Origin of the sequence: Paraburkholderia sp. BCC1876, from assembly GCF_902833695.1 — a bacterium.
Classification (GTDB): domain Bacteria; phylum Pseudomonadota; class Gammaproteobacteria; order Burkholderiales; family Burkholderiaceae; genus Paraburkholderia.
Window position 1 is genome coordinate 357,726 of the sequence record NZ_CADFGI010000007.1, and the last position, 13,419, is coordinate 371,144.

A 13,419-nucleotide genomic window follows, 5' to 3' on the forward strand; every position below is an offset into this window, starting at 1 on the left:
TTCGGTGCCAGCGCTCTATGTACCCGAAAAAATAAACCGAAGCGAGCGGCAATTTCCCGATGCCCGTCGCATAAGGCTTGCAGCGTTCGTCGCGGGCAATAAAAAACCGCTGCGTCGCCGAAGCGAACGAAGCGGTTTTTTTGCTGCGCCGCAGCGGCGTGCTGTGACGCCAGTGCGAACTGCTTGCGGGTTGCTGGCGAGTGACTCGCCGGTTACTGCTTGATGCCTTCGGACTGGATATGCAGCTTCGTATCCATATTGAAGCCGTACTTCGTGCCGAAATCCATGCCGTAATCGGCGCGGTTGAAATGCGCGCTCGCTTCCACGCCGCACACTTCGCGCTTGAGCACCGGATGCTGCATGCACTTGAACGAATCGATCGTCAGATTCAGCGGCTTGGTGACGCCGTGCATCGTCAGGCTACCAATCACCTGAACCGGCTTGTCGCCGTCGAACTTGATGTCCGTGCCTTTATAGGTCACCGCCGGATACTTCGCGACGTCGAAGAACGCATCCGTTTTCAGATGCTCGTCGAGCTTCGTGTTACCGGTTTCGACCGAGGCGGGATCGACCGTCACGTCCACCGTGCCGGTTTTCGCCGCGCGGTCGAGCGTGACCGTGCCCGAGCTCTTGGTGAACTTGCCGCGCCACACCGACAGACCGCCGAAGTGATCGGCCTCGAAGCTCGGATACGTGTGCGTCGGGTCGAGCTGATAGGTATCGGCCGCGAAAGCGCCGACCGAAAAAGCAGAAGCCAGCGCGCCGACGGCGATCAACAGAGATGTTTTCAATTCATGCTCCTAGGTTCTTGTTAGACCGTGAACTTCACGAAGCGAAGCTCACTTGCGTGCCGCAACGATATGAAACTTGATGACCACGTCATCGGCGACGACCGACGTATCCTTCCACTCGCCCGTGCCGATGTCGAACTGCGAGCGCTTGATCGGCAGCAAGCCGTCGAAGACCTGCTGGCCGCCCTGCTGCGTCACCGTCACCGGCACGACGACCGTCTGCGATTTGCCCTTGATGGTCAGCTTGCCGGTCACCTTGAACTGGTTGCCGCCGGCCGGCGCAATCGCGCTGGAGACGAACGTGGCGCTCGGATAGGTCTTCGCATCGAACCAGTCCTTGCCGCGGACCTGGTCGTTGTAGCTCTCGTCGCCGAGATCGTAGCTGCCCACGTCGATAGTGAACTGCGCGCTGCCCTCGGCCGGTTTGGCCGGATCGAACTTGACCTGCGCGGTGAATTTACCGAACTTGCCTTCCACCGGCACGTTCATCTGCTTCGAGGTGGCCGTCACCGTGCTCTTCGCGACGTCGACCTGAGCGAGCGCGCTGCCGGCCGCGGTCAGCGAAGCCGCGGCGAAGGCGGCGAGCATGTAGCGATAAAACGAGACCTTCATGTTTATCCTTATTTGAGGAAAGGGAGCATGCGCGACAACAGACCGTCGCGGTCCAGCCATTGATGCTTGAGCGCAGCCACGACGTGCAGCGCGACCAGCACGAGCAAGGTGTAATTCAGCGTGATATGGACGGTCTTCAGCAGTTCCTTCAGATGCGGATCCGGCGCGATCAGACGCGGCAGCGGAATCAGCCCGAGGTAGACCACCGGCACATTGGCGGCCGAGCTGTACAGATAGCCGGAGGCGGGAATCGCGATCATCAGCACATACAGCAGCAGATGCACGAGATGCGCTGCGCCGCGCTGCCAGGCCGGCATGCGGCGCGGCATCGGCGGGGCGGCGTGCGTGGCGCGCCACAGGATGCGCAGCACCGCGAGCGCGAACACCGTCACGCCGATCCACTTGTGCCACGAGAAGTAACGCAGCTTGGTGGGCGTGAAGCCGGGAATGTCGGTCATCACCCAGCCGAGCGCGAAGCCGCACACGATCAGCAGCGCGATCAGCCAGTGAAAGGCGATGGCGGTCCGCGTGTACGACTCCCGGCCAGCGAATGAAGGATTGAGTGCCATGACAGGTCGACGCAAGCTAAGAGAGGTAAACGGCGCAACCCGCCCGATCGTTCCCGGCGTCGCTGCGAATGGCATCGGCGCGCACCGCCCGAACGAACCGGCTGCGGCGTACGTCAAGGCCGCATGCTACCCCAAGCGCAAAAAGCTGGCTGCGGGTTATGAAGTGCCGATGAACAGGCGAAGGCGCCGGGCTTCCGGTGCAGATGCACCCCGTATTGAACAATAAGGGACGGAGAGTGTCAGAAGGATGCGAATTCAATATGAAACCGCATGAATAAACCGCTGCCGGCACCGCTGCAAAGCCCGCCCGGCGGCCTCCCACGCAACGGCCGATGCGACGCGGGAGCGCGTTTGGTACTATTGCTGCACCCATTTTGTCAGCCTCGCCATAAAAAACCGGCATAGTCTCGCTCCCCTTCACCGTTAGCCCTCTGCCGTATGGAACAAGACAATCTGATCGCGTGCCATGAATGCGATACGCTGTTCCGCAAGCCACGGCTTGTGGGGCGCACATCCGCGCGCTGTCCGCGCTGCGGCGCGACGCTCTATCGCGGCGTCTCGCGCAAGCTCGACAAAATCAGCGCGATGACGCTGGCCGCGCTGATCACCTTCCTGATCGCGCAGGGCTTCCCGATCGTCGAACTGGAAACCAACGGCATTACCTCGCAGACCACGCTGTTCGGCGCGCTGATGGCACTGTGGGGCGAGGACATGCAGATCGTCGCGGTCATGGTGTTCTGCTCGACCATTCTGTTTCCGCTCACCGAGTTGCTTGCGCTGCTCTATGTGCTGATCCCGTTGCGCGCCGGCTATGTGCCCGCCGGCTTCAACCGGGTGTTGCGCGCGATCCAGTTCGTGCGTCCGTGGGGCATGATCGAAGTGTTCATGCTCGGTGTGCTGATCACGATCGTGAAGATGGTGAGCCTCGCGCGCGTGATTCCCGAAGCCGCGCTGTTCGCGTTCGGCGTGCTGACGCTGATGTTCGCGGTGGTCGTCACGTTCGATCCGCGCATTCTATGGGACCTCGCCGACGAACTCGGCGATCGCAGCCAGCGTCCGCTGCCGCGCACTTCCGCCGATAGCGCCGCGGCCCAGCTTAATGCGCAGGCCGGCCCGCCCGCGCCGCCCGAGATACGGGACGCGGATCACCCGGCGGACCAACCCGCGGATCACCCCACGGCACGCGCCGGATTGCCGCCAGGCGTGCCGCCTGAGCCGCGTCAAGGATGAGCCCGCGATGAAATACGTCTCCGCGAAACGCGCGGGTCTGGTGAGCTGCCATGCATGCGGCCGGGTCGAGCCGCGCATCCGTTCCGTCACGCCGCAGCATTGCGGACGCTGCGGCGCGCGCCTGCATTCGCGCAACCCGGACAGCCTGATGCGCACATGGGCGCTGTTGATCGCCGCCGCGCTGCTGTATATTCCCGCGAACCTGCTGCCGGTCATGCACACCGCTTCGCTGCTCGGTTCCGAAGACGACACCATCATGAGCGGCGTCGTGTACTTCTGGACGTCGGGCGACTGGCCGCTCGCGGTGATCGTGTTTATCGCCAGCATCATGGTGCCGATGCTCAAGCTGAGCGTGCTCGTGCTGCTCACCGTCACCGCGCAGCGCCGTTCGCGCTGGCGGCCGGAGCAACGCACCGTGCTCTACCGGATGGTCGAGCGGATCGGCCGTTGGTCGATGCTCGACGTGTTCGTCGTCACGCTGACCGTGGCGCTGGTGCGCTTCAAATCGCTTGCCGTCATTACGGCCGGACCGGGCGCAATCGCTTTCGGTTCGGTGGTGATTCTGACCATGCTGGCATCGATGCAATTCGATCCACGGCTCATCTGGGACAACGTGGAAAGCCGTACTAAAAAACCTCAGGACCCCGATCATGACTAGCCCGCAAGGACCGACGCCCGCTTCCGATGATGCGCCGCGCAACGATTCGAACGGACCGAAGCTGCCGCCCCAACTCCCGGACCCCGACATCGAGCCGCGCAGCCGCTGGCTGCCTTCACTCGTCTGGGTGATTCCGCTGATCGCCGCGCTGATCGGCATCGCGCTCGTGATCAAGTCGGTGACCGAGAAAGGTCCGACCATCACGATCAGCTTCATCAGCGCCGAAGGCCTCGAGCCCGGCAAGACCAAGGTCAAGTACAAGGACGTCGACGTCGGCTCGGTGAAGACCATCACGCTGTCGAAGGATTTGTCGCACGTGCTGGTGCAGGTGCAGTTGACCAAGGAAGGCGAAGACTTCGCCGCCAAGGATTCGCGCTTCTGGGTGGTGCGGCCGCGAATCGGCGCGAGCGGGGTGTCGGGGCTGACCACGCTGCTTTCCGGCGCGTATATCGGCGCGGATGCGGGCCATTCGCCGGATGCCGAGAAGAGCTTCGTCGGTCTTGAAACGCCGCCGCCGATCACCGGCGACCAGAAGGGTCACCAGTTCATCCTGCACGGCGACTCGCTCGGCTCGATCGACATCGGCTCGCCGATTTTCTATCGACGCGTGCAGGTCGGCCAGGTGGTCGGCTTCTCGCTGGATAAGGACGGCACCGGCGTGACGATGCAGGTGTTCGTGTCCGCGCCGTTCGACCAGTACGTCGGCACCAACTCGCGCTGGTGGCATGCGAGCGGCGTCGATCTGCGGCTCGATTCCAGCGGCTTCAAGCTGAATACGCAGTCGCTGGCGACGGTGATCGTCGGCGGTTTGTCGTTCCAGTCGCCGCCGGGCCAAGGCGTGGGCGCGCAGGCGCCGAACAACATGACGTTCCGCCTCGGTTCCGACGAAGCGGACGCGATGCGTGAACCGGACGGCGTGCCGTTGCGGGTGGTGATGAACTTCAACCAGTCGCTGCGTGGGCTGTCGGTCGGCGCGCCGGTCGATTTCCGCGGCATCGTGCTGGGGCAGGTGACCAACATCAACATCGACTACGATCCGAAGACGCGTAGCTTCACGATGCCGGTGACGATGAATCTGTACCCGGATCGCCTTGGCAAACGCTTCCGCGAAACCGCGCCGACGCCGGGCACGCTCGCCGGCCAGACGCTGCTGCAACAGTTGGTCAAGCATGGTTTGCGCGGCCAGTTGCGCACCGGCAATCTGATTACGAGCCAGTTGTATGTGGCGCTGGATATCTTCCCGAAGGCGGCGCCGGCAACCGTCGACGTGGCAAGCGATCCACTCGAACTGCCGACGATTCCGAACACGCTCGACGAGTTGCAACTGCAGGTGGCCGATATCGCGAAGAAGCTCGATAAGGTGCCGTTCGATCAGATCGGCAACAACCTGAACAGCGCGCTGAAGAACGCCGATCAGTTGTTCACGCGACTCGATACGGAAGTCGTGCCGCAAGCGCGCGATACGTTGGCGGCGGCTAAGCAGACGTTTGGGACGGCTGAGGCGACGTTGCAGCAGGATTCGCCGTTGCAGTCGGATGTGCATCAGGCGTTGCAGGAATTGACGCGGACGTTGCAGTCGCTGAATGCGCTGTCGGATTATCTGGAGCGTCATCCCGAGTCGCTGTTGCGCGGTAAAACAGGAGATAAACCATGATGTTTGACCGGCTCCCCCGCTCGACGCGCGGGCTTGTGCGCGGTGCGGTTTTTGTCGGCGCTTTGGCCGGTGTGATGGTGGTGGCGGCGTGTTCGTCGCCGTCTAGCCGGTTTTATACGCTGGGGGTGGATGGGTCGGCGGGGGACGTTGCGGCGGTTAGCGCGCGGACTTCTTCGGCTACGCCGGCCTGGTTGATCGAGGTCGCGCCGGTCGATGTGCCGCCGCAGGTCGCCAAGAATCAGATGGTCGTGCAGACCGGGCCGACTCAGGTGAAGGTGCTTGAGGATGAGCGGTGGGCTTCACTGCCGGGGGATGAGATTCGGCGGGCTTTGTCGACTAGCCTTACGCAGCAGCTCAATACGATTGATGTGTATGGGACGGCCAGGTCGGATTCGGCTGCGGTTTATCGGGTTAGCTTGAATGTGCAGAGGTTCGAGTCCTGGCCTGGATCGCATGCGTTGATCGACGCCGTCTGGAGTGTGCGGGCCGTGCGGAGCAATGCGGTGATGACCTGTCGGAGTGTTGTTAGTGAGCCCGTTGGCGGGGGCTATGACTCGCTGGTTGATGGGCATCGGAAATCCTTGATGCAGGTTTCTTTGCAGGTGGCTGCTGCTGTGCGGAGTATGGTTGCGGCTTCTGGGGCTGGGGCTGCTGCTTCGCAGAGTCGTGGGGCTGGGACTGGGGCTGGGGCTGGGGCTGGTAAGAACGCTGTCGGCGCTGTTGTTGTGCCGGGTTGTCCTTCTGAGCCGGGGACTGTTGCTGCTGGAGGGTGATGGTTGGGCCTTTTTGCCTGCGCGGCGCTTTCGGTTGCTCGCTTGCGGGGTTGGCCTTTCCTTGCTTTCTTAGTGGTCTATTAGCGTTGCCCCTGTGCGGGGCGGCACTCACTTTTCTTTGCCTGCCGCAAAGCAAAGTAAGCAAAAGAAAGCGGCTCACACCGTTAGCTCATAAGCGGGTCCCTCGCGCAGTCACGGTAGTGGTGCATCTGGAATCTGTGTTCTCGCGCATTCCACGTTAGTGACACAGCAGTCATTCTTCCGGCGGCGCTTCGCGCGCCGTCGCGGTCGTTCGCGCACTGACCCTGCTAAGCGGATCCCTCGCGCAGTCGCGATAGTGGCGCATCTGGAATCTGTGTTCTCGCGCACTCCGCGTTCGTGACACAGCAGTCATTCTTCCGACGGCGCTGCGCGCGCCGTCGCGGTCATTCAAGTACTACTTGATCGCGGTGCGTTTTTTCGTTCGACACATGCGTTGGTACGCTTGGGCTCCGGGCTCGGATCTGCGCTTTGCCGACTCACAATTTCCGATCTTCCTCAAGCTTGCGACGCTCCCACTCCCGCAGAGACGCAATCAAGATCACCGCACGCCGCGGACTCAGCCGCGTTTCTCGCGGTGTCTCACCCTTCGCGCGCAAACGATAGTAAATGTCTTTGCTGATCCTATAGCGCTCACAAAACTCCGCAATCGTCAGAGGCGCATCTTCAAACATTCTCGGCCGCTCAGCTAACACCGGTTTTTCACTCATCTTCTGCTTTCCTGAAAAGCGTTTCACTACTCCGTCAGATCTCTCGTCACCACGTACAGGCGCTGTCCAAACTAGCCACTCAATACGCCTCATATCCAGCGGAAAAGAACCGCGCGATAGCAATAGACGGCATCAAGACAAACAATCGGGCAGCTCAGTTTGTGCCGCCAGAAGGCGCGGCCAGCACGTAGAATTTCAGAAGCCCTCGACTGTTCGACATCTGAAAGACGGGAGTCGACGAGAAAGACGCGGGCAGTCGCGTCTCTCGCCTCTGCTTCTCTTGCAGCGCCCACGCTCAGCGGCATTCCCGTCAGTGCGTCAGCGTCGTGCGACGTGAAACCTTGAAGCAAACGCGGTTGTTCGGCGTCGCCCTGGTTGCACGAGTGCTTTCGTCATTGCTGGATGCCTCACCTGCGGACCTGGCCAGCAGCTTCCTCGCGTGACGCGCCGTGAGGCAGGTTTGAGGTGTTCCCTTCGCATCAAGCGCGATGACGCTGTACAACTCCTGGTCAGCCTCGATCTCTCGCCGGTATTCCTCTCCCGTGTCGATCAATAATCCCAGCAATGTTCGCTGACGATATCTTTCGTCGACCGTTACGGCCGGACTCTTGTATATCGAGGTCGCCAGCGTTATCAGGTTGTTCAACTGGGTGATCTGCCGATCAACCAATCTGCTGGCAGACAGCGCAAGTTTTTCATACTGCATGGCGTCAACAGGCGCGCGCGAAACGGTTCGAGAATTCTTGACGGATCTACTCATGTGCGATCTCCAATTGCTGACCTGGATCGCCCGACACTCGCGTGAAAATCTGGGTGAGCGGGCACATTGACGGGTTTAGCAGACCGGTGCGTTCCACCAAGAACCGGCGAGCCCTGAGGCTCCCCCGACAAGGCCCGCCCATGGAAAGACGTGCAGTGCCAGCCGCAGACCTGCGCATGTGCAAGCGTGCGGGGGGAAACGCTAACAGGCTGCTAAACCCGTTTGTCGTGACGCGCACGACAAAGCAAGTCTAAGACGTACCACCTGACGAGTGATCACCTGCGCGGGCTAAAAAGTGCACGCCGCCCTCATTTCCGAAATTTCCGAATGCGCTTGTCAGAGTTCCAAGCAATCAGTGATGCTGATCGGATTTGCGTCACTCACGACGAGCACATGATGCGGACCGAACGGCACCGCTCACGCATCGATGCGCGTAATTGAAGGCTTGTCACGGTGCGCACGGCGGCGAGAAGAACGAGGTGACGATTCGCGCAGGCCGTTCCGGCGAGCGCGCAGCGCGAGGCGGGGGAATGACTGCTGAGTCACGAACGTGGAGTGTGCAAGAGCACGGATTCCAGATGCGGCACTACCGTCGCTGCGCGAGGGACCCGCTTAGCAGGGGCCGTGCGTGAACGACCGCGACGGCGCGCGCAGCGTCGCCGGAAGAATGACTGCTGAGCCACGAGCGTGGAATGCGCGAGAACACAGATTCCAGATGCACCACTACCGCCGCTGCGCGAGGAATCCGATTAGCAGGGGCAGTGCATGAACAACCGCCACGGCGCGCGCAGCGCCGCCGGAAGAATGACTGCTGTGTCACTTACGTGGAGTGTGCGAGAGCACAGCTTCCAGATGAGCCACTACCGCAACTGTGCGAGGGCCCCGCTTAGCAGGGGCCGTGCGTGAACGACCGCGACGGCGCGCGCAGCGTCGCCGGAAGAATGACTGCTGTGTCACGAGCGCGGAATGTGCGAGAACACAGATTCCAGATGCACCACTACCGTGACTGCGCGGGGGACCCGCTTATGAGCTAACGGTGTGAGCCGCTTTCTTTTGCTTACTTTGCTTTGCGGCAGGCAAAGAAAAGTGAGTGCCGCCCCGCACAGGGGCAACGCTAATAGACCACTAAGAAAGCAAGGAAAGGCCAACGCAGCAAGCGAACCATCGAGGAGCCTAGTGCCCCCAACCGCAAAATTCTGCAAAACGCTAACCATAGCCGGCCGAACATGCAATATCCTCCCACCTACCAGCAAACAGAAGACAGCAAACAGCAAACAGCAAACAGCCGCGGCAGCGCACCGCCCCGCAGGCCCCACCGAGTAGGACAGCAAAAAAAACATGCTCACCACGCTAACCCGCTTACTAAAAAAATGGCGAGCCTCCCGCGACGGCGGCCACCAGCTAGACGCACTCCTTGCGATAGCGAACAAATCCGCCCCGTACGCGGACCGCAGCGAATGGTTGATCGAACTCGCCCACTGGATCCGCCGCGGCCGCGAAGTGCAGCAGAGCAACAACGAAGCGACAACAGAACAAGCAACAGAACAAGCAGCAACGCCAGCAACACCCCGCTCCAACCCAGCCCACACAAGAATCCGCTACTTACTGCACGTCCTGGACCGCAACCCCACCTGGAAGGCAAATGTCGCGGGCATCCTGCGAGCGCTATTACGCGAAAGCGACGGCCTCTCCTTACTCTGCGACGCCGGCATGCCCGTGCACTCAGGCTTCTTCGGCGCCCTCTTCGAGCGCCTCGAAGCCTCGCTGATCCCACCGGCGCCAAACCGCCGCGACCTGACCGCGATCGTCACGCTGATGTTCAGTTCAGAACACGATGCCGACTGGATCGCCACGCTCCCCACCGACCTATTGGTCCGCATCCGAGCGCTGTTCGACTACGAACCCGACGAAACCGAAACACAGAACACCACCCCGTTCTCCCTCGACCTGCTAGCCGCCCTGCACAACCTGACCTGCCAGATCAGCTCAACCGGCCTATCGCAAATCGTCCGCAGCCGCATCGGCGAAGTTGACACCCGCGAAACCAGCGACGTCCGCATCGCGATGGAAAAGCAACCGTTCTACCGCCTCACCCGCGCGATGCTCGCCGTCGAAGCCGCGCATCAATCTGTCGCCGCAGGCGAACCGCAAGACAAGCTTCTGCACGAAGTCAACTACCTGCGCCTGCTGCTCGACGAATGCCGCAGCGCCACCGACAAAGTCTTCGCCCATCTCTACCGAAACGGCGTCAGCGTCGACATCGTGTTCCAGGTCGAGCGGATGCGCATGCGCATCGTGCGCGCCGAGCATCTGCTCAACGCATGGATGGCGCAAGACGACCCGCACGCCGGCGCACGCCTCACCGCCGAACTCGTCAACGCGAATCACGCGAGCCAAAGCGTCGCGCATCTGGTGCGCAGCAATTTCTCGCTGCTCGCGCGCAAAGTCGTCGAATACAGCGCCGACACCGGCGAACACTACATCGCCCGCGATCGCGCCGAGTATCTGAAGATGCTGCGCATGGCCGCCGGCGGCGGACTCGTCACCGTCGTCACGGTCTGCGTGAAATTCGCCATCACCGGCGTGCATCTGCAAGCCATGCTCGAAGGCCTGCTGGCCGGTATCAACTACGCCGCCAGCTTCCTGCTGATGCACTTCCTGCACTTCTCGCTCGCCACCAAACAACCGGCCATGACCGCGCCGACCCTCGCCCGCGAACTCGACGGCACCGGCACGCCGGCCGGCGTCGACAGCTTCGTGAGTTCGGTGATGGCGCTGATGCGCACGCAGGCCGCCGCCGTCCTCGGCAACGTGCTGCTCGTGTTCCCAGTCTGCTTCGGCGTGCAGTTGCTCTGGCACACGCTCTTCAACGCCAACATCATCTCGCCGGAGAAGGCCCACGCCACGCTGCATTCCTTCTCGCTGATCGGACCCACGCCCTTCTACGCCGCGTTGACCGGCGTGCTGCTGTGGTCGTCCAGCCTGATCGCCGGTTGGGCGGACAACTGGTTCGTCCTGCATCGCGTCGGCGATGCGCTCGCCTACAACCGGCGTCTGCGCCTGACGCTCGGCGCAGCGGGCGCGGCGCGTCTCGCGCAGGCTTGCCGCTCGAATGTGGCAGGCGTTGTCGGCAATATCACGCTGGGTCTGATGCTCGGGCTCGTCCCGGCGATCCTCACCGCGTTCGCCTTCACCTTCGAAGTGCGTCACGTGACGCTCAGCGCCGGCTCGATCGGTGTCGCGCTCGGCGTGCTCGGCAAGGACGCGTTGAAGCTGCCGGAACTCTGGTGGGCCGTGGCGGGGGTCGGCAGCATGGCCATCCTCAACGTGGCCGTGAGCTTCGCGCTCGCGTTCTACATGGCCGTCCGGTCGCGCGATCTGCGGCGCAACGCGGTGCGCTCGCTGCGTGGCGCGATCTGGCAGCGGGTGTTTCAGCGTCCGCAGGAACTGTTCTGGCCCACGAAAACCGCGCCCGACAGTAAGTAAATCCGCGGCCGGCGGTGGCTCAGTGGGCCGTTTCAGGTCGAGCCGCCATGCCATCGCACGAGGCGGCTCAGCCGACCGCGTACGGGCGGCGGCGGTTCGGCAGGCCGTCTCAGCCCGGCCCGCCACGCAATCGCGCGGGCCGCCCACCCCGACCGCGTACAATAGCGCCTTATCTAACGCCTTCCGGCAACCTCAATGTCCTTCGATTTCTTCCTCCCTTGCCCACGCGGCCTTGAAGCTTCGCTCGCGGCCGAACTCGCCGAGATCGCCGCCAGGCACATCAACGGCGCGCAGTTCGTGGCCGGCGCTCAAGTGCCGGGCGGCGTGCATTTCCGCGGAGGCTGGGCTGCCGGCATGGCCGCCAACCTGCATTCGCGACTCGCGAGCCGCGTGCTGCTGAAGATCGCGCATCGTCCGTATCGCAGCGAGCAGGATATTTACGCACTGGCGCTCGAGCAGCGTTGGGAACAATGGTTCTCAGCCAAAGAAACGCTGCGCGTGGACGTCACCGCGATCAAATCGCCGCTGCGCAGCCTGGAATTCACCACGCTGCGCGTCAAGGACGCGATCTGCGACCGTCTGCGCGAAGTCAGCGGCGACCGGCCGAGCATCGACACCGCCACGCCCGACGTACGCGTGTTCGCGTTCCTCACGGCCACCGAGTGCACGCTCTACCTCGACACCTCCGGCGACCCGCTCTTCAAACGCGGCTGGCGCCTCGACAAGGGCGCGGCACCGCTGCGTGAGAACCTGGCGGCGGGCATCCTGCGTCTGACCGGCTGGAACGCCGGTACGCCGCTGTATGACCCGATGTGCGGCAGCGGCACGTTCCTCGCGGAAGCCGCGCAAGTCGCGCTGAACATCGCGCCGGGCGCGGAGCGCCGCTTCGGCTTCGAGAGACTCAAGCAGTTCGAAGCCAAGACCTGGCAGCCGCTGAAGGCCGCCGCGCTCGACGCAAAGCACGCCGGGCGCAGCTCGCGCGCCGATCTGCAGATCTTCGGCAGCGATATTTCCGGCGACATGCTCGACAAGGCGCGCGCCAACTTCGAGCGCGCCGGCTTGCCGAACATCCCGCTCAAACAGGTCGACGCGCGCGGCATGACGTCGCCGTCGTCGGACGCGGGCATTCTGGTCGCCAATCCGCCGTACGGCGAGCGGATCGAAGTGCGTGGTCGCAATGCGCGCGGCGAGATCCGCGAAGGCCGCGCCAATCGTGAGCCCCGCGAAGACGACAGTTTCCATCGCGCTCAGGAAGAAGCGCCGGATAGCGAGTTCTTCCAGTTGCTCGGCGACGCGCTGAAGCAGCGCTTCACCGGCTGGCATGCGTTCATCCTGACGTCGGATCGCAAGTTGCCGGGTCAGTTGCGTTTGCGCGAATCGACCAAAACGCCGCTCTTCAATGGCGCGCTCGAATGCCGGTTGTTCCGCTTCGACCTGATCGCGGGCAGCGTGCGGCAACGGCCGCAGCAGAGCGATACACCGGCGGAGTGAGGCAACGGTTTCAACCGCTCGCTGTAAAACGAATGGGATGTTAAAAACCGCGGACTCGGCTCCGCGGTTTTTTTTCGTCGACATTTTGTGGGTGCTGTCACCAAACCCTACTGCCACACCCTACTGACACCACGCTGTCAGTAGCACCCCCGCACACTCCTTCTCACGCCATCCGGCGCTTTGCACGGCTTACCCGCCATCCACAGGAGAGTGACATGTCCAACGCATCCAAGGTTGTTGCCTGGTTCGAAATCCCGTCCGTCGATTTCGATCGCGCTGTCCGCTTTTACGAAACCACGTTCGACGTCAAACTGAACGTGCAGGAAGTCGGCGGCCGTCCGATCGCCATCTTCGGCTACGAAGAGCCGGCCACGGGCGGCGCGATCGTCCACAATCCGGCGATGAAACCGACCGACGACGGCGTGCTCCTCTATCTGAACGCACAACCGAACGTCGACACGGTGCTAGCGCGCGTCGAGCAGGCCGGCGGCAGGACCGACGGTCCGGTGATCAAGCTGCCGCAGGATATCGGCTACATCGCGTTCTTCACCGATACGGAAGGCAACCGCCTCGGTCTGCATTCGCGGACCAACGCTTAAAGCGCAACGCAACGCCTCCGCCCGCAGACGTGCGCGCGGGAGCCGCC

The 13,419-nt window shown here is 62.6% G+C and carries 12 protein-coding genes; 7 read left to right on the top strand and 5 right to left on the bottom strand.

What is annotated here, in order from left to right; genetic code table 11:
• Positions 1 to 212: 212 nt before the first annotated feature.
• Genes HWY05_RS25445 through HWY05_RS25455 form a run of 3 tightly spaced genes read right to left on the bottom strand, consistent with a single transcriptional unit; the run spans position 213 to position 1,972 of the window.
• Positions 213 to 779 (bottom strand): YceI family protein, encoded by a 567-nt coding sequence (locus HWY05_RS25445; protein ID WP_176060047.1) that lies wholly within the window; start codon positions 777 to 779, stop codon positions 213 to 215.
• 60 nt (positions 780 to 839) lie between these two features.
• Entirely contained in the window at positions 840 to 1,403 is a 564-nt protein-coding gene (locus HWY05_RS25450; RefSeq protein WP_176060006.1) for a YceI family protein, read from the bottom strand.
• Between the two features lie 8 nt (positions 1,404 to 1,411).
• A complete protein-coding gene (locus HWY05_RS25455; protein WP_035553347.1) occupies positions 1,412 to 1,972 on the bottom strand; it encodes a cytochrome b in 561 nt (186 codons plus the stop codon).
• Positions 1,973 to 2,410: 438 nt separating this feature from the next.
• Here HWY05_RS25455 and HWY05_RS25460 point away from each other — a divergent pair, with 438 nt between their 5' ends.
• From HWY05_RS25460 to HWY05_RS25475, 4 genes are read left to right on the top strand one after another with little or no spacing between them, the layout of a single operon-like run.
• Positions 2,411 to 3,202 (top strand): paraquat-inducible protein A, encoded by a 792-nt coding sequence (locus HWY05_RS25460; RefSeq protein ID WP_176060007.1) that lies wholly within the window; start codon positions 2,411 to 2,413, stop codon positions 3,200 to 3,202.
• Positions 3,203 to 3,209: 7 nt separating this feature from the next.
• Positions 3,210 to 3,860 (top strand): paraquat-inducible protein A, encoded by a 651-nt coding sequence (locus tag HWY05_RS25465; protein ID WP_176060008.1) that lies wholly within the window; start codon positions 3,210 to 3,212, stop codon positions 3,858 to 3,860.
• The gene (locus tag HWY05_RS25470) at positions 3,853 to 5,514 is read left to right on the top strand and encodes an MlaD family protein (protein ID WP_035553355.1); all 1,662 of its coding nucleotides are present in this window, start codon (positions 3,853 to 3,855) and stop codon (positions 5,512 to 5,514) included. Before HWY05_RS25465 ends, HWY05_RS25470 begins: the two co-directional genes overlap by 8 nt.
• Entirely contained in the window at positions 5,511 to 6,287 is a 777-nt protein-coding gene (locus HWY05_RS25475; RefSeq protein ID WP_176060009.1) for a PqiC family protein, read from the top strand. Before HWY05_RS25470 ends, HWY05_RS25475 begins: the two co-directional genes overlap by 4 nt.
• Before the next feature lie 518 nt (positions 6,288 to 6,805).
• Here HWY05_RS25475 and HWY05_RS25480 read toward each other — a convergent pair.
• Both HWY05_RS25480 and HWY05_RS25485 read right to left on the bottom strand, forming a co-directional pair.
• Positions 6,806 to 7,036, bottom strand: a complete 231-nt coding sequence (locus HWY05_RS25480) for a hypothetical protein (RefSeq protein WP_035553360.1) — start codon at positions 7,034 to 7,036, stop codon at positions 6,806 to 6,808.
• 310 nt (positions 7,037 to 7,346) lie between these two features.
• Positions 7,347 to 7,796, bottom strand: a complete 450-nt coding sequence (locus HWY05_RS25485; protein ID WP_035553362.1) for a hypothetical protein — start codon at positions 7,794 to 7,796, stop codon at positions 7,347 to 7,349.
• A 1,338-nt stretch (positions 7,797 to 9,134) separates the two neighbouring features.
• Between HWY05_RS25485 and HWY05_RS25490 the strand changes: the two genes are divergently transcribed.
• The 3 genes from HWY05_RS25490 to HWY05_RS25500 all read left to right on the top strand — a co-directional run bounded on the left by HWY05_RS25490 (position 9,135) and on the right by HWY05_RS25500 (position 13,372).
• The gene (locus tag HWY05_RS25490; RefSeq protein WP_176060010.1) at positions 9,135 to 11,282 is read left to right on the top strand and encodes a site-specific recombinase; all 2,148 of its coding nucleotides are present in this window, start codon (positions 9,135 to 9,137) and stop codon (positions 11,280 to 11,282) included.
• Between the two features lie 195 nt (positions 11,283 to 11,477).
• Positions 11,478 to 12,773 carry a class I SAM-dependent RNA methyltransferase gene (locus tag HWY05_RS25495; RefSeq protein WP_035553368.1) on the top strand — a complete coding sequence of 432 codons (1,296 nt, stop codon included), beginning with the start codon at positions 11,478 to 11,480 and terminating at the stop codon, positions 12,771 to 12,773.
• A gap of 215 nt (positions 12,774 to 12,988) precedes the next feature.
• Complete coding sequence (locus HWY05_RS25500; protein ID WP_176060011.1) at positions 12,989 to 13,372, top strand: VOC family protein; 384 nt, start codon at positions 12,989 to 12,991, stop codon at positions 13,370 to 13,372.
• Positions 13,373 to 13,419 lie beyond the last annotated feature (47 nt).